The sequence below is a fragment of the Caballeronia sp. EK genome, from assembly GCF_014384845.1.
Taxonomy (GTDB): domain Bacteria; phylum Pseudomonadota; class Gammaproteobacteria; order Burkholderiales; family Burkholderiaceae; genus Caballeronia; species Caballeronia jiangsuensis.
On record NZ_JACSUE010000001.1, the window covers coordinates 966,977 to 986,556 of the forward strand.

Here is a 19,580-nt window from a genome sequence, read left to right on the forward strand (position 1 = left end):
GAGCCAGACATGCAATTTCTCGACGATTCGCTTCACCCCGAAAACCAGGACAAGGTTGTCATCACGGTCGCGCCGTACGGTCCGGAATGGGCCCCGGCCGATTTCCCGGAAGATATTCCGGTGACGATGGACGAACAGGTCCAGAAGGCGGTCGACTGCTATAACGCCGGCGCCACCGTTCTGCATCTGCACGTGCGCGAGCTGGACGGCAAGGGCTCCAAGCGCCTGTCGAAGTTCAACGAGCTGATCGCGGGCGTGCGCGCGGCCGTTCCCGACATGATCATCCAGGTCGGCGGCTCCATCTCGTTCGCGCCGGAAGACGACGGCCAGGCGGCCAAGTGGCTCTCCGACGACACGCGCCACATGCTCGCCGAACTCGATCCGAAGCCCGATCAGGTGACCGTCGCGATCAACACGACGCAGATGAACATCATGGAGCTGCTGTATCCGGAGTATCTGGAAGGCACGTCGCTGTCGAATCCCGCGTTCATGGCCGCCTATAGCGAAATGACCGTGCCCGCCGGCCCCGTATGGGTCGAGGAGCATCTGCGCCGTCTGCAGGCTTCGGGCATCCAGCCGCACTTCCAGCTCACCGGCATCCATGCGCTGGAAACGCTCGAACGCCTCGTGCGCAAGGGCGTCTACAAGGGGCCGCTGAACCTGACGTGGATCGGCATCGGCGGCGGCTTCGACGGCCCGAACCCGTTCAACTTCTTCAACTTCGTTCACCGCGCGCCGGACGGCTGCACGCTCACGGCCGAGTCGCTGCTGAAAAACGTGCTGCCGTTCAACATGATGGCGATGTCGATGGGCCTGCATCCGCGCTGCGGCATCGAAGATACGATCATCGATCAGCACGGCAACCGCTTCACGTCGGTGCAGCAGATCGAGCAGTGCGTACGCGTGGCCCGCGAACTGGGACGCGAGATCGCGAGCGGCAAGGAAGCGCGCGAGATCTACCGTATCGGCGTGCAGTACGAGACCGCCGACGAGACGCTTGCAGCGAACGGCATGGCGCCGAACCGCAAGCCGGGCCAGGTCAACATTCCGCTGCGCGCGGCCTGAAGCACGGCATGAAGGCGCGGCGATGGTCGCCGCGCCCATACTTCTAACCTGAAACTCCACGGCGCAGACCGGGAAGCCCGACTTCCCGGTCAGAAAAATCGACGGCACGCTGCGCGAACACGCGCACGACGAGGCCCACGCCGTACATCGGAGGAGACAATCTTGGACATCGACTGCATCGAGCCGGCCGCGCGCGGCATCAACGCCGGCAAGGCCGTATCGCGCAAATACGCGTGGATCGTATTCGCGCTCACATTCGGACTACTGTTGTCGGACTACATGTCCCGACAGGTCCTCAACGCGGTATTCCCTCTGCTGAAGCAGACCTGGGGCCTCTCCGACACGCAATTGGGCTCGCTCAGCGGCGTCGTCGCGCTGATGGTGGGTCTTCTGACCTTCCCGCTCTCCGTTCTCGCGGACCGCTGGGGCCGCGTGCGCAGCCTCGTGCTGATGGCGGCGCTCTGGAGCGTCGCGACGCTCGGCTGCGCCATCGCCACGAACTACGGCGAAATGCTGATCGCCCGCGCCTTCGTCGGTCTCGGCGAAGCGGCGTATGGCAGCGTGGGGATTGCGCTCATCCTCAGTATTTTCCCGTCGCACCTGCGCTCCACGCTCACCGGCGCCTTCATGGCCGGCGGCGCGTTCGGCTCGGTGCTCGGCATGGCGCTGGGCGGATTCGTCGCCGTGCACTTCGGCTGGCGGGCGTCTTTCGGCGCGATGGCCGGCTTCGGCCTGCTGCTCGTGATCGCCTACCGGCTGGTCGTATCGGACAAGCGCATCGCCGCGCGGTATCCCGATGTCCCGGCTGCGAAACGGCAGAAAGACGGTGTGCGCACGAGCCTGCGCACGCTGCTGGCCGGTCTTTTCTCGACGGTTTCGGTGGTCTGCGCGTATATCGGCAGCGGCTTGCAGCTCTTCATCATGGGCGCCGTGATCGCGTGGATGCCCAGCTTCCTGAATCGCTACTATGCGCTGCCCGCCGACAAGGCAGCAGCGGGCGCAGCGGTATTCGTGCTGCTGGGCGGCGTTGGCATGGTCACGTGCGGCGTCGTCACGGACCGAATCTGCAGGAATGCGCCCTCGCGCAAGTGGATCACCGCGGTCGTCTATTGCCTGCTCTCGCTCGTGTGCCTGTCCATCGGCTTCAGGCTCGATGCCGGCCCGCTGCAACTCGTCCTGCTCGGCGTGGGGATTCTCGTCGTGGCGGGCACGTCCGGCCCGGCGGGCGCGATGGTGGCGAACCTGACTCCGGCGTCGATCCATGCTTCGGCATTCGCGACGCTGACGCTCGCGAACAATCTGATCGGTCTCGCGCCGGGTCCGCTCGTCACCGGCGCGATCGCCGACCGCATCGGTCTTCTGGGCGCGCTGCAGTTGATTCCGCTCGTGAGCGTCGCGGCGATGATCGCGTTCGCCATCGGCCGGTCGAGATATGCGCGTGACCTGAACCGCATCGATGCTCTGCGTGAGCAGGCGTCGCCCAACGAACCTGCGCAGAAGCCGCTTGCATAGCCTCTGCTCACTGTCGCGGTCTTGATCGTTCAAGACCGCGCGATCGAACCTTTGTCCGCATTCGGGCATTACTTTGAAGGAGATTCAAGCATGTCCGTCGATGTACAAAACGCTTCGCCGATGAATGGCCCCGCTTCCGTCGAATCGAAATCGGATCTGGATGCGAAGCCCGCGCGACGCCAGGCTTGCGCGCACAACTGGTCGTGGGGACGACAGCACGAACCCTACGACTGGATGGATGCGCACACGCCCTGCGACGATCTGAGCGCGTGGCGTTGAGCACGACTGAGCACGACACACATGACGCACAACATATCGATTGCCGGCGGCACCGACCTCGCGCCCGGCTCGCGCATGCTCGCATTCGTCGAAGGACGTAGCGTCGTGCTCTTCAACGTCGAAGGCGTGGTTCACGCAATCGACAATTCATGTCCGCACAGCGGCGCTTCGCTCGCGAACGGCCGTCTCGACGGTCATGTCCTGCAATGCCCCGCGCACGGCCTGCGCTTCGATATCAGGTCGGGCTGCATGGTCGGCGCGAAGGGTCTGTGTCTGACGAAGCTCCCCGTCGAAACGATCGACGGAGAACTGATGATGCGAACCGGCGATTGATCGCGTGATGCCGTCGATCGCTACGGCTTGACGAATCTGAGCGTCATGCGATCCGACTCTCCGATGGCGGCATAGCGCGAACGGTCGACGTCGCCACCCCTGTAGGTGGGCGGCAGCGACCACACGCCGTGCGGATAGTCCTTCGTATCCTTCGGGTTCGCATTGATCTCGCTGCGCGCGACCAGCACGAAACCGGCCGCCTGTGCGTGTTCTATGACGAACGCCTCGGTCACGTATCCGGAATCGATCATTTGCTGCACGGTCGTGCCGGGTCGCGCGCGATGCTCTTCGACACCGAGCACACCGCCCTGCTTCAGCGCGTCATGGAATGCGCGCAGGTTGGCATCGATTTGTCCGTCCTTGATCCAGTTATGGATGTTGCGGAACGTGAGCACGCGGTCGAACCGCTCATGCGCGTCGAAGCCGATGAACCGGCCCGCGTGCAAGGTGCCGACGACGACGTTGCCATACACCGCCGGAGCGGCCGCGAGCTTGCGCCGATAGGCGGCATCAGTATCGCTGTCCTCGGCGGCGAGATCGGCGGACGTGCTGAGATACTGCGCCTCATAAAGCTGGCCTGCGTCGTGCAGATAGGGCGCGAGAATGTCCGTATACCATCCGCCGCCGGGAGCGATCTCCAGCACCGCCTGGTTCGGACCGAGGTCGAAGAACTGCAACGTCTCTTTCGGGTGACGATAGATGTCGCGCGCGCGGGCCTTGTCGGTGCGTTGCGATCCAGCGATGGCGGCGTCGAGCGAACTGGAACTCGCTCCTTGCGATTGCGAGCTCAGCGACGAGGACGCGCACCCGGTCAGCGCGAGTGTAAAAACGGTGGCGGCGATCATGATCGCGCGCAACGGGTCGAGGCGGATAGGGTTCATGGAACGAATGAAGTCGTGGATACGCGACACGATACGCGTTTCTTCCATTTTCTGCGGAGTGAGCCGAGGCCAGGCGGCGCTGATTTCCTGTTGAATGATTCGGCACGTTGCCTACACTGTGTTGAATTCGCCGGGGCGATATCGCGCGAACTACACCGTAAGGAGCTCGAACCATGAAATATGATCCGGCCGACACGGCCGTCGTGTTTATCGATCCGCAAATCGACGTGCTCAGCCCGCTCGGTAAAAACTGGGGCGCAGTTGGAGCCAGCGTGACGGAGAACCGAACCGTCGAGAATATGCTGCAAATCTTCAAGGCCGCGAAAGCGGCGAAGTTCGCCGTTTTCATTTCGCCGCATTATTTTTATCCGACCGATCGTGCATGGAAGTTCAATGGCCCGCTCGAAGCGGACGAGTTCGCAAGCGGCACGTTCGCTCGCGCGGGAGCGCTGAATCTGAGCGGCTTCGAGAAATCCGGCGCTGACTGGCTCGACGAATTCAAGCCGTATATCGAGGACGGCGATACCGTCGTCGTAAGTCCGCACAAGGTATTCGGTCCTCAGACGAATGACCTGACGCTGCAACTCCGAAAGCGTAATGTGCGCAAGATCGTGCTGGGCGGAATGCTCGCCAACATGTGTGTCGAGTCGCACTTGCGCGACCTGATAGAGCAGGGCTTCGAAGTGTACGTTGTCGCCGATGCCACGGCGGGGCCGCGTCATCCGACCTGGGGCGACGGCTACAAGGCCGCGATGGTCAACTACGCGTTTCTCGCGCATGCCGTCGTCAAGACCCAGGACGTAGTCGGGGCGATGACGCAACGATAGCCGCGACAGCGGAGGCTTGCTTCGCCGTCACGCCTGGATGCGCGCCTGCGCCCAGTCCGCCTCGCGCGCCAGCGCGATGAACGCCGCAAGGTAATCGATCGACCGATCGGCCTCGCGCACGCCGAGGTAAATCTTCTTCGCGATGCCCTTCTTGCCGAGCTTGACCGGCGTGATGGGTATACGGTCCGCGTATTCTTCCGCGAGCCAGCGCGGCAACGCTGCCACGCCGCGCCCGCTCGCGACCATCTGCATCATGATGTCCGTGGTTTCGATCACCTTGTGACGTCTCGGCACCACGTTCGCCGGCGTCAGAAACCGCGTGTAGATGTCCAGCCGGTCCGTCTCGACCGGATAGGTGATGAGCACTTCGGACGCAAGCTGCTCGGGCGTGACATAGGCCGCGGAAGCCAGCGCATGGTTTTCGGCGACGACCAGCACCTGCTCGTAATCGAACACGGGTTCGAATCGCAGTCCGTCCTTCCTGAGCGGATCGGGCGTGACGAGCACGTCGATGTCGAAGCCGAAAAGCGCGCCGATGCCGCCGAACTGGAACCGCTGCTTCACGTCCACATCGACGTCCGGCCAGCGTGCGAGATAAGGCGACACGACCTTCAGCAGCCACTGGTAACACGGATGGCACTCCATACCGATGCGCAAGGTGCCGCGCTCGCCCTGCGCATACTGCTTCATGCGCACTTCCGCCTGCTCGAACTGCGGCAACATGCGGTTCGCGAAGCCAAGCAGATAATGCCCGGCCTGCGTGAGCCGCATGCTGCGTCCCTCGCGCGTCCAGACCGGCGTCCCCAGTTGCTGCTCCAGCTTCCTGACCGTATGACTCAGGGCGGACTGCGTGAGATTCAGCACGTCGGCGGCGGCGGTCAGCGAGCCCTGCTTTTCGACTTCCCGCACGACCATCAGATGACTGCGTTCCAGCATCGCCCGCTCCATGAAAAAAGTTAATCGATGCATGAAAACAATCCATTTTTATTCATGCATCAAAAATTCTATCATCGTCCATGATTTATTCTCTACGGACGACACCGCACGATGGCTACGGCACACAACCTCGGATTCCCGCGCATCGGCGCGAAGCGTGAACTGAAATTCGCACTCGAAAAATACTGGAAAGGCGAATCGTCGCGCGACGCGCTGAAGGCGACCGGCGCCGGGCTTCGCGCGCGCCACTGGCAAGAGCAGGCGCATCTGGACTATGTGCCCGTCGGCGACTTCGCGTTCTATGACCAGGTGCTCGACATGAGCTTCACGCTCGGCAACCTGCCCGAGCGCGTGCGCGGTTTTCACGGCGATGCGCTGGACAACTATTTCCGCGTCGCGCGTGGCCGTTCGGCGCAGGGCGCGGAAGATCACGCCGCGTGCTGCGGCGGCGTCGCAGCGGGCGAAATGACGAAGTGGTTCGATACGAACTACCACTACATCGTGCCGGAGTTCGAAGCGGACACGCAGTTCAGGCTCGATGCGTCGCGACTCGTCGAACAACTCGGCGAAGCGCGCGCTCAGGGCGTGAACGCGAAGCCCGTCATCATCGGCCCGGTGACGTATCTGTGGCTCGGCAAGGCGAAGGACGACTCCGACAAGCTCGCGCTGCTGCCGCGCCTTCTGCCGGTGTATGCGGCGCTTCTCGACCATTTCGCGGCGCTGGGCGTGGACTGGGTGCAGATAGACGAACCTGCGCTCGTCACCGAACTCGATCCGGCATGGCGCGATGCATTCGTCACCGCCTACGATGCGCTGTCGGCGCGCCGCGTGCGCCTGCTGCTCGCAACCTACTTCGGGCCGTTGCAGGACAACCTCGCGCTCGCATGCGGGCTGCCGGTCGACGGCCTGCATATCGATGTGATCAACGCGCGTGACGAAATCGGGGATGCCGTCGCGCAATTGCCGGAAACCGCGGTCGTGTCCGTGGGTGCGATCAACGGGCGCAACATCTGGAAGAGCGATCTCGGCGCGACGCTCGAATGGCTGGAACCGCTGCATCGGCGACTCGGGGATCGTCTCTGGATCGCGCCGTCCTGCTCCCTGCTGCATGTTCCGGTCGATCTGAACAGCGAAGCCGAGCTCGATGCCGAAATCAAGTCGTGGCTCGCGTTCGCGCTGCAAAAGCTCGACGAACTTAACGTGCTGGCGGGCGCGTTGAACAAAGGTCGCGCCGTGGTCGCCGATGCGCTCGCCGCGAACGCCGCCGCGATCGAAAGCCGCCGCCAGTCGCCGCGCGTGAACAATCCCAGGGTCAAGGCCGCCATCGCGAAGATCGACGCGGCGCTCGGCAAGCGTCAGAGCGCCTACGCGCAACGCGCGACGAAGCAGGCCGCGATGCTCGGTCTGCCGGCCTTCCCGACGACGACCATCGGTTCGTTCCCGCAGACGGGCGAAATCCGTCACGCACGCAGCCAGTTCAAGGCCGGCGCGCTCGATCACGCCGCCTACAAGGCCGCGATGGAGCGTGAGATCACGCGCGCCGTGAAGGAGCAGGAAGCGCTCGGTCTCGACGTGCTCGTGCATGGCGAAGCCGAGCGCAACGACATGGTCGAATATTTCGGCGAGCAACTCGACGGTTATGCGTTCAGCCGGTTCGGCTGGGTGCAGTCCTACGGTTCGCGCTGCGTAAAACCGCCGATTCTTTTCGGCGACATCAGCCGCCCCGAGGCGATGACGGTCGAGTGGATCAGGTATGCCGCATCGCAAACGGACAAGCCCATGAAGGGCATGCTCACCGGTCCGGTGACGATCCTGAACTGGTCGTTCGTGCGCGACGATCAACCGCGTTCGGTGTCATGCCATCAGCTCGCGCTCGCGATCCGCGAGGAAGTGCTCGATCTGGAAAAAGCCGGCGTGCGCGTGATTCAGATCGACGAAGCGGCGCTGCGCGAAGGCCTGCCGCTGCGCCGCTCGCAGTGGAAGGCGTATCTGCGCTGGGCGGTCGAATCGTTCCGCATCACGGCCAACGGCGTGCGCGACGAAACGCAGATCCACACGCACATGTGCTATTCGGAGTTCAACGACATCATCGCGTCGATCGCGGATATGGATGCCGATGTCATCACCATCGAAACGTCGCGCTCCGACATGGAACTGCTCGACGCGTTCGATGACTTCGACTATCCGAACCAGATCGGGCCGGGCGTGTACGACATTCACTCGCCGAACATCCCGAGCCAGGAGCACATCGTCAATCTGATGAGGAAAGCGGCGGAGCGCATTCCCGCCGAGCGACTCTGGGTGAATCCGGATTGCGGCCTGAAGACGCGTCAATGGGATGAGGTCATCCCGGCGCTGAAGAACATGGTCGCGGCGGCACGGACGCTCCGGCAACTGGCCTGATCGCCGGACGCGGATCGAGCTTCACTGCCATCTTCGGGTGGCAGTTTTGTTTCTCAGTCCTTCGGCTGCGTGCGACGCTTCAGAAGATACGTGTCCATGATCCAGCCGTTGCGCTCGCGTGCTTCGGCGCGTACCCGCTCGATATCGTCCATCACTTCACGCAGCTTGCCGGCCATAAGGATTTCGTCGTCGGTGCCCACATAGGCGCCCCAGAATATATCGACATCCTCATCCGCGACCTGCCGAAACGCATTCTGCGCGTCGAGCATCACGACCACGCTGTCCACGTTCTTCGGAAAACCTTCCGCGATGCCTCTGCCGTTCGTGATCTCGACCGCGCGCCCGATCGTGTTGAGCGCGACCCGATGCTTCGCCGCGAGCGCCTGAACGCTGCTGATGCCCGGAATCACTTCATACTCGAAGTCGTGCCGTCCGCTCCGATCGATGGCTTCGATGATGCGCATCGTGCTGTCGTACAGCGACGGATCGCCCCATACGAGAAATGCGCCGCATTCGCCATCACGCAGTTCTTCCTCGATCAGACGCTCGAACACGGCCTGCTTCTCGTGATTCAACGTTTCGACGGCATCGAGATAGCTCGCGACGTCTCGCCGACGCTCCGGGCTCGTCGCCTCGACGATCCGATAGTCGCGGTCCTTCACGTATCGCTCGACGATCTCCTTGCGCACCTCGACGAGCTTCGCTTTCGATGCGCCCTTGTCCATCACGAAGAAAACGTCGACCTGGTTCATCGCGTTGATCGCCTGAACGGTGACGTATTCCGGATTGCCCGCGCCGATCCCGATGATGAGGATTTTCTTCACTGATTGCTCCAGATTGCCGTGTATCCGCAAGATACTATCCTCACGTCATCGTGAGATGAAAAAAAACAGGGGAGCCGTTCGGAACGGTTCCCCTGTAGCGTCATCTCATGAACGCGTTCAGAACTGCAACGTCGCGCTCGCCACCGCGGTTCGTGTCGCCGACGGACTCACGTAGTAGCCCCACGCCGTCGTCCAGTAGCGGCGATTGAACAGGTTGTTCACGCCAGCGCGGAACGTCACCGCCTTGCCGGCGATGCGCGTCTCATACTTGCCGCTCAAATCGTAGATGGCATATGCCGGAACGAATTGCGTGTTGGCGGCGTTCACGGCCATGTCGCTGACATAGCGGCCGCCGAACGCGAGCGTGAGCCGGCGCATGAACGACGGGTTGTATTCGACGCGCCCCGTCACCGTCCATCGCGGCGCACCGTAGATGCGCTTGCCGTCGATGGCGGGATCGTCGATATCGACGGCCTTCGTGTCGAGCCACATCACGCCGCCCATCACGCGCCAGTCCTGAGCGAGCTGGAGCCAGCCGCTCGCATCGACGCCGGTATAGCGCTTGGTGCCATCCTGCACGAAGACGTTCGCCGTGTTCGTGTAGAAATAGCCCTGATCGACGCGGAACAACGCGAGATTGGCGCCCCATTTCGTGTGGTCCGTCTTGAAGCCGACTTCATACTGCTTGCTGCGCAGCGGACCGAACGTCGCCGGGAAATTGACATTGGTATTCGCCGCCGAGCCGCCCTGCTCCAGTGACTGGACATAGCTCGCATAGAGCGTCGAATACGGGTCGGTCTTGTACATCAACGCCACGGTCGGCGTGACCGGCGATGCGCTGTAGCTCGCGGTCGTCAGGCCGGTCGGATCGTAGGTGAACTGGTGAAACTGCGTGTAGCGCACGCCGAGCAGCGCGGAGAAGCGCGACGTGAACTGCACCGTGTCGCTCGCGTAAATGGCCACCTGCGTGGTCCGCGATTGCTGATACAGATTCTCCCCGATGTGTACATCGGCGTTCGTCAGCAACGTGCTGCTATAGATGTTGCCGGTGCCGAGCGGATAGCCCACGTTCCAGCCTTCGCTGTTGTCGTACTCGGTGGTCTGCGACTGGAATCCCGCGCCGATCACGACATCGTGCTTCACGCTGCCCGTATTGAACTTGCCCTCCACCATCGCATCGACGTTCTGATAGAAGTAACGCGTCATCGCGGCGTACAGCGTGTTCGAATAATCGCCGGCGTCGTTGAAGACGTAGATCAGGCTATCGGAGTTGGTGCGGTTTTCCTTCGCGAATCGATACTTCACGCTTGCGTGCCAGTTCTCGGACAGCCGATAGTCGAGACCCGTGCCGAACGACGCCATCTCGACCTGATAGTAGTTCTGCGGTTGCGACAGATCACGCGTGACGGTGCTCGCATCCGGAATGCCGTTCGTGCCGAACATGAGGCCGAAGATCGTGCCTTCCTGCTTGCGCTTCTGGTAGAACGCGTCGAGTGACCAGGTCAGATCGGGCGTGATGCGGAAATCGAGCGCCGCCGACGCCACCTGGCGACGAATATGGCCATTCGCCTCGGCTGTATTGCCGTCTTCGTTGACGAGATTGAAGCGATAGCCGAAGCGATCATCCTTGCCGAAGCGCCCGCCGACATCGAGCTTTTCGCTGAACACGCCCGCCGACTGATAGCCCACCGAGACACTGCGATAAGGCGTGTCGGTCGGGCGTTTGAGCACGTAGTTGACGATGCCGCCCGGCGCGCCGAAGCCATACATGAAGCCGGACAGGCCCTTCAGCAGTTCGACCTGCTCGAATGGTTCGAGCGAGAGATCGGTGTCCCAGGACGGAAAGCTTTGACCGTCGACCTTGATGCTGTTCAGTGTGTCGATCGGCATGCCGCGCACGCTGAACATTGAGTTCTCGGACACCGCGTTCGAACTCGTGATCGACACGGCCGGGTCATACTGGAAGAGATCGTTGGCGGTGTTCGCAAACAGGTCCTGACCTTCCTCGCTGGTCACGACGTGAGTCGAAAAAGGTGTGTCGACTTGCTTGTGCGTGCCGAGTGCGCCGGCGTTGATCTTGTCGGCTTGTGCCGTTGCGCTGTCGGCCGATGCCTTGACGGTGATGGCCGGCAATGAGGTGACGTCCGGGTTCGCGTCCTGCGCCCACGCATGCGACGGCATGGCCGATAACACAAGGCCGGCGCTTGCGAGAAGCGCGGCGCCGAGGCTGGATGGGTGACGACGGGAACGACAAGCAAACGATGCAGTACTAATGGTCTTGGAAATCTTCATTCGTTGTTATTGAAATGGCTCGGGCGCGTGCTTCTGCGACAAACGCTTTGCGTGACAGGTGTGGAAATCGCCCGGCATCTTATTGCAAATGATTCGCAATTACAAGGACGATGGCGCGGTTCGTCGCTGCCGCGCGACACTTGCTGGCGCGACGACTTCGGGCGATGCCCTCCCCGACCACGCGGAGACGAATGCATGTCATTGCTAGTCGCATTCGCGGCGTATTCGCAGCCGTCGTCTATCCTTCATCTAACCGTGCAACAAGGAAGGAGGCATCATGCAATCCGACCCAAAGGTTATTCAATATCTGAATGCCGAATTGAAGAACGAATTGACCGCGATCAATCAATACTTCCTGCATGCGCGGCTTTACAAGCACTGGGGTTTCGAAGGACTCGGTAAGCACGAATACGACGAGTCGATCGAGGAGATGAAGCACGCGGACAAGCTGATCGAGCGAATTTTCATGCTCGACGGATTGCCGAATCTGCAGGATCTCGACAAGCTGCTCATTGGCGAAGATGTACTGGAAGTGCTTCAGTGCGACCTGAAACTGGAGCAATCGGCGCAGGCGAAGTGCCGGGAGGCGATCGTCTATTGCGAATCGGTAAAGGACTTCGTGTCGCGAGAGATTTTTGTCGATATTCTGGACGACACTGAAGAGCATATCGACTGGCTCGAGATTCAGATCGGCCTCGTCGATAAGGTCGGAATCGCAAATTACCAGCAATCGGCGACGTAACCACAACAAAAAAAGGCGCCGCAGGCTGAATGCCCGCGGCGCCCCTGCCCTTCACTACGACGATAACAACACGCCGTAGCTCAATAGCGCTTACATCTTCACTGTGTCGGCCACTTCCCTGAAGTCTTCGATCTGATCGAAGTTCATGTACTTGTAGATCTTGTCGCCGTCAGCTTCCAGCACGCCCATGTCGGCCATGTACTCCGCCTTGCTCGGAATCTTGCCCAGACGCGAGCAGATAGCGGCCAATTCCGCCGAGCCGAGGTACACGTTCGTATTCTTGCCGAGACGATTCGGGAAGTTGCGAGTCGAGGTCGACATGACGGTCGCGCCTTCGCGCACCTGTGCCTGATTGCCCATGCACAGCGAGCAGCCCGGCATTTCGGTACGGGCGCCGGCTGTACCGAACACGCCGTAATGGCCTTCCTCGGTCAACTGCTTCTGGTCCATCTTGGTCGGCGGGGCCACCCACAGCTTCACCGGGATGTCGCGCTTGCCTTCCAGCAGCTTCGACGCGGCACGGAAGTGGCCGATGTTCGTCATGCACGAGCCGATGAACACTTCGTCGATCTTGGCGCCGGCCACGTCGGACAGCGTCTTCACGTCGTCCGGATCGTTCGGGCACGCCACGATAGGCTCGTGGATGTCGGCGAGATCGATCTCGATGACGGCCGCGTACTCGGCGTCCGCATCCGGCGACAGCAATTGCGGGTCGGCGAGCCACTGCTCCATGCCCGTGATACGGCGTTGCAGGCTGCGCGGGTCCTGGTAGCCCTGGGCGATCATCCACTTCAGCAGCGTGATGTTGCTGTTGAGGTACTCGATGATCGGTTCCTTGTTCAGATGGACCGTGCAACCGGCGGCGGAGCGCTCGGCGGAAGCATCCGACAACTCGAACGCCTGCTCGACCTTCAACTCGGGCAGACCTTCGATTTCAAGGATGCGTCCCGAGAAAATGTTCTTCTTGCCCTGCTTCGCGACCGTCAGCATGCCTTGCTTGATCGCGTAGAGCGGGATCGCGTTGACCAGATCGCGCAGGGTCACGCCCGGCTGCATCTTGCCCTTGAAGCGGACCAGCACCGATTCCGGCATGTCCAGCGGCATCGTGCCGGTGGCGGCGGCAAAGGCGACGAGGCCCGAGCCGGCGGGGAAGCTGATGCCGATCGGGAAACGCGTATGCGAGTCGCCGCCGGTGCCGACGGTGTCGGGCAAGAGCATGCGGTTCAGCCACGAGTGGATCACGCCGTCGCCGGGGCGCAGCGCGATGCCGCCACGGGTGCTGATGAAGTTCGGCAGGGTCTGGTGCGTCTTGACGTCCACCGGCTTCGGATACGCCGCCGTGTGGCAGAACGACTGCATCACGAGATCGGCCGAGAAGCCGAGGCACGCCAGGTCCTTCAGTTCGTCGCGGGTCATGGGGCCCGTGGTGTCCTGCGAGCCGACCGAGGTCATCTTCGGTTCGCAGTACGTGCCGGGGCGCACGCCCTGGCCTTCCGGCAGCCCGCAGGCGCGGCCGACCATTTTCTGGGCCAGCGAGAAGCCCTTGCCGCTGTCGGCCGGCTGCTGCGGCAGGCGGAACAGCGTGGACGCGGGCAGACCCAGCGCTTCGCGTGCCTTGGCGGTCAGTCCGCGACCGATGATCAGCGGAATGCGGCCGCCGGCGCGCACTTCATCGAACAGGACGTCGGACTTGACCTGAAACTCGGCGATCACTTCGCCGTTCTTCAGCGCACGGCCTTCGTACGGGCGCAGCTCGACCACGTCGCCCATTTCCATCTTCGACACGTCGAGTTCGATCGGCAACGCGCCGGCGTCTTCCATCGTGTTGTAGAAGATCGGCGCGATCTTGCCGCCCAGGCACACGCCGCCAAAACGCTTGTTGGGGACGAAGGGGATGTCCTCACCCGTGAACCACAGCACCGAATTGGTGGCCGACTTGCGCGAGGAGCCGGTGCCGACCACGTCGCCCACATACGCGACCAGATGACCCTTTTCCTTCAGCGACTCGATGAACTTGACCGGCCCACGCTTGCCGTCTTCTTCCGGGGTGATGCCGGGACGCGCGTTCTTCAGCATCGCGAGCGCGTGCATGGGAATGTCCGGACGGGTGGTCGCGTCCGGGGCGGGCGAAAGGTCGTCGGTGTTGGTTTCGCCCGTCACCTTGAACACGGTGATGGTCAGGCTTTGCGGCACTTCGGGGCGGCTCGTGAACCACTCGGCGTCGGCCCAGCTCTGGATCACGGCGCGCGCGTTCGCGTTGCCCTTGTCGGCCAGTTCCTTGACGTCGTGGAACTGATCGAACATCAGCAGGGTTTTCTTCAGCGCATCGGCGGCGACGGTACCGACTTCGGCGTCGGACAGCAACTCGATCAGCGGCTCGATGTTGTAGCCGCCCAGCATCGTGCCGAGCAGTTCGGTGGCGCGGGCGCGCGAGATCAGCGCGCAGGCGGTCTCGCCTTTCGCGACGGCGGCCAGGAAGCCCGCCTTCACACGGGCGGCTTCGTCCACGCCGGCGGGCACGCGATGGGTGATCAGGTCGAGCAGGATCTGCTCTTCGCCGGCGGGCGGATTGGTCAGCAATTCGACCAGTTCGGCGGTCTGCTGAGCCGTCAGCGGCAGGGGAGGAATGCCGAGCGCGGCGCGTGCGGCTACGTGAGCGCGAAAATTTTCAAGCATGGGGGACCGTTGGTATTGCGTTTCAGGGAAAGGCTTTTCAGCCACACCGAGGCTGTTCCGGGCGCTGCTTTTATCGCCATTGTAATCGAGACGGATTACCTCGTCAAATGTCTTATGTCTTATGTCTTATACAAGACCTAGCCGCCCGGGTCTGCGATGAGTCGATAGACGTCTTGTCAGAGTACGGAACGTTCACGCCCGACGCATTGCCCCATCCCGCGCCGACGCGTTATACATCGTGACAAACCGAATCCGGAATCACGCCGCGACGATTCGCACGCTTTTACCTAACTAATCGTAGTTAATAGAGACGACGCCGAAGCCGCAAATCACACAAAGCAAAAGAATGGAGACTTCGATATGCCGAGATTTACGCCGCAGGGAGTCGAGGACCCGATGGCGACCCTGTGCCGGATGGCGCTGGAGACGCAGTACGACGACCTGCCGGCCGACGTGATCCGTCACGTCAAGCACACCCTGCTCGATGCGATGGGCGTGACCATCGGCGGATCCGCGATGGAGGGCATCCCCGCTATCGTGTCACTCGTGAAGGAGCGCGGCGGCAATCCGCAAACGCCGCTGCCCTTCTACGGTGGCCGCGTGCCGGCCAGCGAAGCCGCACTGGCGATGGGCCCGATGCCGCGCGCGATGGACTGCGGCGATCTGCACGAAGAGGCTGGCCACATCACAGAATACGTGGTGCCGACGCTGCTTGCTGCGACCGGTCTTTGCGGCCCGGTGTCGGGCAAGGCGTTTTTGGCGGCGATGGCCGTCGGTCAGGAAACGCTCGTGCGGCTGGGCACGGCCTATAAGGTCATCAACCGCGCGATCAAGCACCACGAATGCGGCGGTCACTACATCTTTGGCGCCGTGGCCGCGGTCGGCAAACTCATAGGGCTGACGCAAGAGGAACTGGAAAACGCGCAGGGCATCGCACGCACCATGACGCAACCCAACACGATGGGCATTTACTCGCCCGCCACGCTGATGGTGCGCATGCATCACGGGCTCGTGAGCCAGGCAGCGATTACCTGTTGCCAGTTGGCTCAACGCGGCATCACCGGGCCGCGTGCCGAGGTGCTGCTCGGTCCCAAAGGCTATTTCTCTACGGCGCGCTGGCACACCGATCCCGACTTCATTCTCAAGGATCTGGGCGAACATTGGGAGATGGAAAACATCATCACCAAGGGCTATAGCGCGTGCTATTTCTCGCATTCGTCCATCGACGCCATCCGCCAGTCGATGAAGGAAAGCGAACTCGGCGCGCACGATATTGCGAGCATTCACATCGAGACTTCCACGCCGGGCTGGCGCGCCGTGTGCGAGCCGCAGGAGAAGAAGTGGAATCCGGTCGCGGTGCCCGAGTGTCAGTTCAGCCTGCCCTATGTCGTCGCCATCGCAGCGTTCGACGACAAGGTGTTCCTCGAATCGTACAGCGAAGAGGCACGTTCTCGTCCCGAAGTGCGCGAGCTGATGACGCGCATCACCGCCGAAGAGAACCCCGACGTGTCCGATTGGGGTGCACGTCTGACCATCAGGCTGCGCGACGGGCGCGAGCTGATGAAAGAATGCATCTACGTGAAGGGACATCCCAGGAATCCGTTCACTACCGAAGATTTCATCGCCAAATTCAGGCTATGCGTGCCTTATTCGGCGATACCGCTTGCCCGGCAAACCGTGGACAACATGATCCGCGACATTCTGCAATTCGACGAAGTGGACGACGTGGTCAAAGTTCTTCTCGACCCGCTGGCACCGAACCCGACCTGACTTCGACCGGTGCCTGCACGGCCAACTCGAACCTGCTTTCATAACTTCCAAGGAGACACTGCCATGACCGCCACACAGCAAGCACAATCCTCGGTGCCATCCAATTGCCCTCCGCTGGAACAGGCGGTGGTGCAGTTCATCCAGGACCTGAGATACGAGCACATCGACGCGCACGCACACGCCGGCATCAACCGGCTGATGCGCGACCAGCTCGCGGTACAGATCGGCATTTCGAAGATGCCGTGGTCCGGGCAATTGCTGAAGTACGCGACGACCCAGCAGCGACCGGGCACGAGCCGCGTGAGCGCCTCGACGTTGACGATGAGCGCCATGGACGCCGCCTTTGTCAACGGTTCCTACGGACATGGATTCGAATACGACGACGCCCACGGTCCCAGCTACAGCCATCCGGGCAGTTGCGTGATCCCGGCTGCATTGGCCATCGGCGAGGAACTCGGTTCTTCGCTGGAGGAAGTGATCACCGCGATGGTCGCGGGCTACGAAGTCTACGCGCGCATCGGCCTGCTGGCCTCGCCGGATCTGCTGCAACGCGGCTTTCATCCGCACGGCACGCTGTCGAACTTCGGCGCCGCGGCGGTCGCCGCCAAACTTCGCGGCTTCGATGCCGAAACGACGCTGCAAGCGCTGGCGATTGCACTGAGCCATGTCTCCGGCACGACCGAATACACCTCAACCGGTGGCTCCATCAAGCGCATCCACGCAGGCATCGGCACGCGCAACGGCATCGTCGCCGCCGACATGGCCCGAGCCGGCATCACGGGACCGCGCGCGTTCCTCAGCGGAAACAAGGGCTTCTTCCGCACCTTTCTGCAACGTCCGGCGGGCGATGGCTCCGAAGAGCGCTTCGCTTTGGATCGGCCTTTCGAGATCGCTACCGTCTGGCTCAAGGCCTATTGTGCGTGTTACTGCACGCATGCCTACATCGACGCGCTGCGTCCGTTTTCAGCGCGTCGTGACGAGATTGCCGATGTGCATCTGAAGATCTCGCCTCATTTCAATGTCGTCGTCGGCACGGCCAACGCCAATGCGTACGAGCCGAGGAACATCGAGCACGTGCAGTTCAGCCTGCCGATTCAGGCCGCCTTCACGCTGCTCGGCAATGGCAATGGCTATCCGGTCCATCGCGACTACCTCGCCGGCAAGGTCGACATGACGCCCGTGATCGACATGGCGCGCAGCATCCGCATCACCCAGGAACCGGCGCTGGAGCGAGATTATCCGGGCAAGTTCGTCGCCGATGTGACGGTCACTTTCAGGAACGGCGACTCCGAGCATGTATTCGTGGAAGACCCGATGGGCACCGACAAGAATCCGATGCCCGAGCAGGAGCAGGACGCGAAGTTCATGGAACTCACCGTCGATGTGCTGGGCGCGGATCGAGCCGGGAAGCTGCTCGCCGCATTGCGTGCGATGGACCCGCGCATGAGAGCCGCGGAGCTGATGAGCCTGTGCGCCACGGAGCGTTGAGGAGAGCCGGCGCGACGCATGAGGCGTCGCGCTGGCTGCATGCATCAGTTCCCGCCGTTGCCGCCGAAGCCATGCACCCCCGCCTCCAGCGACGGCGACTGCGTGCGATAGCAATGCTGCATCCAGCGCTCGTAGCGCAGGCCATCGGAGAGCGGCAGTTCCATCGCGCGGCGCGCCATCTGCTTCATCGAAGTCAGCGCGAGCGCGTCGGCCTGAGCGATTTCCTGCGCCAGTTGCAGCGTCGCGCTCTCCAGTTGCAGAGATGGAACGGCCAACGCGGCCAGCCCCATGTCCGCGGCCTCGCGGCCCGTCATGCGCCGGCCCGTGACCAGGTAGTACATGGCCCGCTGCAAGCCCAGCTTGCGCGGCAGCCGCTGAGAGCTGCCGCCGCTCGGAAGCAGGCTGCGGCGGATATGTTCGTCGCCGAGTTGTGCGGCTTCGTCAGCGATCATCAGGTCGCAGGCGAGCGCCAGTTCGAAGCCGCCCGCGAGCGCGTAGCCGTTGATGCTGGCCAGCACGATCTGCGGTGCGGACTCCAGGCGCTCGTAGGTGTCCTGCATCAGGTCCTGGTGACGCAGATGCGCGGCGCGGTCGGCCAGCACCCCGCTTGCGAGCCATTTGAGGTCGTTGCCCGCGCAGAACGCGCGGCCGCTGCCCCGGATCACGAGCACCTTGATCTCGCCGGCCGCAGCGATACATTCGCGCACCGCGTCGTTGAGATGCTGCAAGGTTGGCCCGTCGAGCGCGTTCATGCGCTCGGCGCGGTTCAGGGTGATGCGGCGCACGTGCGGCGCGGGGTGGTCGATCAGCAATGCCACGATGTTCCCCTTTTTCATTCGCTCAGGCGAAGCGCACCAGATCGTCGACGCCTGCGCGCGTGGTGCGAAACTGGTTGACCGGGTGCCCGGTCTGCGCAAAGCCGAACGAGATGCCGCAAATCATGTGCTGCGTGTCGGGAATGCCGAAATACTCGCGCACGAAATGCGCGTGGCGTGCGAGCGCCCCTTGCGGCGTCGTGGCCACGCCGTGAGCGTAGGCTGCGAGCAGAAACGAGGAGACGAAGCCGCCTGCATCCACGAGCGCATACGGACCCAGTTCGGCAGGCACGGTGATGATGGCCACATGCGGCGCATCGAACATGCGGAAATTGCGGAATGCCTGCCGCGCACTGCGTTCGGCATCCTTGGGGCCGATGCCGAGCGACGTATAGAGCGCGATGCCCGCTCCGCGCCGACGCTCGCCATAAATGCCCTTGTAGCCGGGCGGAAACGGCAGATCGGATTCGGTTTGCGGATGGCTGAACGCGCGCTCCATCAGCGCCTCGCGGAAGCGCTCCGTGCTTTCGAGCGTTTCGGTGATGACGAGTTGCCACGGTTGCACGTTGCACCACGACGCCGAGCGGCTCGCCATGCCGACGATGCTGCGTATCAGTTCGGCATCGAGCGCCTTGTGCTCGTATGCGCGGCATGTTGAGCGGCCGCTCGTGAGTCGATCGAGAGCGGTGAGATCGGAAGTATGCGATGTCATTTCGATAAGCCTGTTGCCTGTTCCC

At 62.4% G+C, this 19,580-nt stretch carries 16 protein-coding genes; 9 read left to right on the forward strand and 7 right to left on the reverse strand.

Going from position 1 to position 19,580, the window contains the following annotated elements:
- The first annotated feature begins 9 nt into the window (after positions 1–9).
- From IAG25_RS04105 to IAG25_RS04120, 4 genes are all read left to right on the forward strand, one after another.
- Positions 10–1,065 carry a 3-keto-5-aminohexanoate cleavage protein gene (locus IAG25_RS04105; protein WP_187603635.1) on the forward strand — a complete coding sequence of 352 codons (1,056 nt, stop codon included), beginning with the start codon at positions 10–12 and terminating at the stop codon, positions 1,063–1,065.
- A 162-nt stretch (positions 1,066–1,227) separates the two neighbouring features.
- Positions 1,228–2,577 (forward strand): MFS transporter, encoded by a 1,350-nt coding sequence (locus IAG25_RS04110; RefSeq protein WP_187603636.1) that lies wholly within the window; start codon positions 1,228–1,230, stop codon positions 2,575–2,577.
- 90 nt (positions 2,578–2,667) lie between these two features.
- The gene (locus IAG25_RS04115; RefSeq protein ID WP_035499036.1) at positions 2,668–2,856 is read left to right on the forward strand and encodes a hypothetical protein; all 189 of its coding nucleotides are present in this window, start codon (positions 2,668–2,670) and stop codon (positions 2,854–2,856) included.
- A gap of 21 nt (positions 2,857–2,877) precedes the next feature.
- Positions 2,878–3,189, forward strand: coding sequence for a Rieske (2Fe-2S) protein (locus tag IAG25_RS04120; protein WP_187603637.1), 312 nt, complete (start codon positions 2,878–2,880; stop codon positions 3,187–3,189).
- Between the two features lie 20 nt (positions 3,190–3,209).
- Here the strand turns inward: IAG25_RS04120 and IAG25_RS04125 are convergent, their stop codons facing one another.
- Positions 3,210–4,070 (reverse strand): class I SAM-dependent methyltransferase, encoded by an 861-nt coding sequence (locus IAG25_RS04125; protein ID WP_187603638.1) that lies wholly within the window; start codon positions 4,068–4,070, stop codon positions 3,210–3,212.
- A gap of 173 nt (positions 4,071–4,243) precedes the next feature.
- On the opposite strand from IAG25_RS04125, the gene IAG25_RS04130 reads away from it, so the two are divergent.
- The gene (locus IAG25_RS04130) at positions 4,244–4,897 is read left to right on the forward strand and encodes an isochorismatase family protein (RefSeq protein WP_187603639.1); all 654 of its coding nucleotides are present in this window, start codon (positions 4,244–4,246) and stop codon (positions 4,895–4,897) included.
- Between the two features lie 27 nt (positions 4,898–4,924).
- Here IAG25_RS04130 and IAG25_RS04135 read toward each other — a convergent pair whose 3' ends face one another.
- Entirely contained in the window at positions 4,925–5,833 is a 909-nt protein-coding gene (locus IAG25_RS04135; protein WP_187603739.1) for a LysR family transcriptional regulator, read from the reverse strand.
- Positions 5,834–5,944: 111 nt separating this feature from the next.
- Here IAG25_RS04135 and metE point away from each other — a divergent pair, with 111 nt between their 5' ends.
- On the forward strand, positions 5,945–8,236 hold the full coding sequence (gene metE, locus IAG25_RS04140; RefSeq protein WP_187603640.1) for a 5-methyltetrahydropteroyltriglutamate--homocysteine S-methyltransferase: 2,292 nt from the start codon (positions 5,945–5,947) through the stop codon (positions 8,234–8,236).
- Between the two features lie 53 nt (positions 8,237–8,289).
- Here metE and cobF read toward each other — a convergent pair whose 3' ends face one another.
- Both cobF and IAG25_RS04150 read right to left on the reverse strand, forming a co-directional pair.
- Positions 8,290–9,060 carry a precorrin-6A synthase (deacetylating) gene (cobF, locus tag IAG25_RS04145; protein WP_187603641.1) on the reverse strand — a complete coding sequence of 257 codons (771 nt, stop codon included), beginning with the start codon at positions 9,058–9,060 and terminating at the stop codon, positions 8,290–8,292.
- A 117-nt stretch (positions 9,061–9,177) separates the two neighbouring features.
- Positions 9,178–11,352: a TonB-dependent siderophore receptor gene (locus tag IAG25_RS04150; RefSeq protein ID WP_187603642.1), complete on the reverse strand. Its 2,175-nt coding sequence runs from the start codon at positions 11,350–11,352 to the stop codon at positions 9,178–9,180.
- Positions 11,353–11,629: 277 nt separating this feature from the next.
- Here IAG25_RS04150 and bfr point away from each other — a divergent pair, with 277 nt between their 5' ends.
- Positions 11,630–12,094, forward strand: a complete 465-nt coding sequence (gene bfr, locus IAG25_RS04155; protein ID WP_187603643.1) for a bacterioferritin — start codon at positions 11,630–11,632, stop codon at positions 12,092–12,094.
- Positions 12,095–12,184: 90 nt separating this feature from the next.
- Here bfr and acnB read toward each other — a convergent pair whose 3' ends face one another.
- Positions 12,185–14,770, reverse strand: a complete 2,586-nt coding sequence (gene acnB / locus IAG25_RS04160) for a bifunctional aconitate hydratase 2/2-methylisocitrate dehydratase (RefSeq protein WP_187603644.1) — start codon at positions 14,768–14,770, stop codon at positions 12,185–12,187.
- 360 nt (positions 14,771–15,130) lie between these two features.
- Between acnB and IAG25_RS04165 the strand changes: the two genes are divergently transcribed.
- Together IAG25_RS04165 and IAG25_RS04170 are read left to right on the forward strand one after the other, a co-directional pair.
- The gene (locus IAG25_RS04165; protein ID WP_187603645.1) at positions 15,131–16,540 is read left to right on the forward strand and encodes an MmgE/PrpD family protein; all 1,410 of its coding nucleotides are present in this window, start codon (positions 15,131–15,133) and stop codon (positions 16,538–16,540) included.
- A 63-nt stretch (positions 16,541–16,603) separates the two neighbouring features.
- Positions 16,604–18,028, forward strand: coding sequence for an MmgE/PrpD family protein (locus IAG25_RS04170; RefSeq protein ID WP_187603646.1), 1,425 nt, complete (start codon positions 16,604–16,606; stop codon positions 18,026–18,028).
- Between the two features lie 44 nt (positions 18,029–18,072).
- Here the strand turns inward: IAG25_RS04170 and IAG25_RS04175 are convergent, their stop codons facing one another.
- Positions 18,073–18,846 carry an enoyl-CoA hydratase/isomerase family protein gene (locus IAG25_RS04175; RefSeq protein WP_187603647.1) on the reverse strand — a complete coding sequence of 258 codons (774 nt, stop codon included), beginning with the start codon at positions 18,844–18,846 and terminating at the stop codon, positions 18,073–18,075.
- Positions 18,847–18,868: 22 nt separating this feature from the next.
- Positions 18,869–19,555: a nitroreductase family protein gene (locus tag IAG25_RS04180; RefSeq protein ID WP_187603648.1), complete on the reverse strand. Its 687-nt coding sequence runs from the start codon at positions 19,553–19,555 to the stop codon at positions 18,869–18,871.
- Positions 19,556–19,580: the final 25 nt, after the last annotated feature.

Coding starts and splice junctions, on each gene's coding strand:
- IAG25_RS04125 (WP_187603638.1), bottom strand. CDS start 4,070: ATGAACCCTATCCGCCTCGACCCGTTGCGCGCGATCATGATCGCCGCC.
- IAG25_RS04105 (WP_187603635.1), top strand. CDS start 10: ATGCAATTTCTCGACGATTCGCTTCACCCCGAAAACCAGGACAAGGTT.
- IAG25_RS04120 (WP_187603637.1), top strand. CDS start 2,878: ATGACGCACAACATATCGATTGCCGGCGGCACCGACCTCGCGCCCGGC.
- IAG25_RS04170 (WP_187603646.1), top strand. CDS start 16,604: ATGACCGCCACACAGCAAGCACAATCCTCGGTGCCATCCAATTGCCCT.
- IAG25_RS04135 (WP_187603739.1), bottom strand. CDS start 5,833: ATGCTGGAACGCAGTCATCTGATGGTCGTGCGGGAAGTCGAAAAGCAG.
- metE (WP_187603640.1), top strand. CDS start 5,945: ATGGCTACGGCACACAACCTCGGATTCCCGCGCATCGGCGCGAAGCGT.
- acnB (WP_187603644.1), bottom strand. CDS start 14,770: ATGCTTGAAAATTTTCGCGCTCACGTAGCCGCACGCGCCGCGCTCGGC.
- bfr (WP_187603643.1), top strand. CDS start 11,630: ATGCAATCCGACCCAAAGGTTATTCAATATCTGAATGCCGAATTGAAG.
- IAG25_RS04150 (WP_187603642.1), bottom strand. CDS start 11,352: ATGAAGATTTCCAAGACCATTAGTACTGCATCGTTTGCTTGTCGTTCC.
- IAG25_RS04130 (WP_187603639.1), top strand. CDS start 4,244: ATGAAATATGATCCGGCCGACACGGCCGTCGTGTTTATCGATCCGCAA.
- IAG25_RS04180 (WP_187603648.1), bottom strand. CDS start 19,555: ATGACATCGCATACTTCCGATCTCACCGCTCTCGATCGACTCACGAGC.
- IAG25_RS04165 (WP_187603645.1), top strand. CDS start 15,131: ATGCCGAGATTTACGCCGCAGGGAGTCGAGGACCCGATGGCGACCCTG.
- IAG25_RS04115 (WP_035499036.1), top strand. CDS start 2,668: ATGTCCGTCGATGTACAAAACGCTTCGCCGATGAATGGCCCCGCTTCC.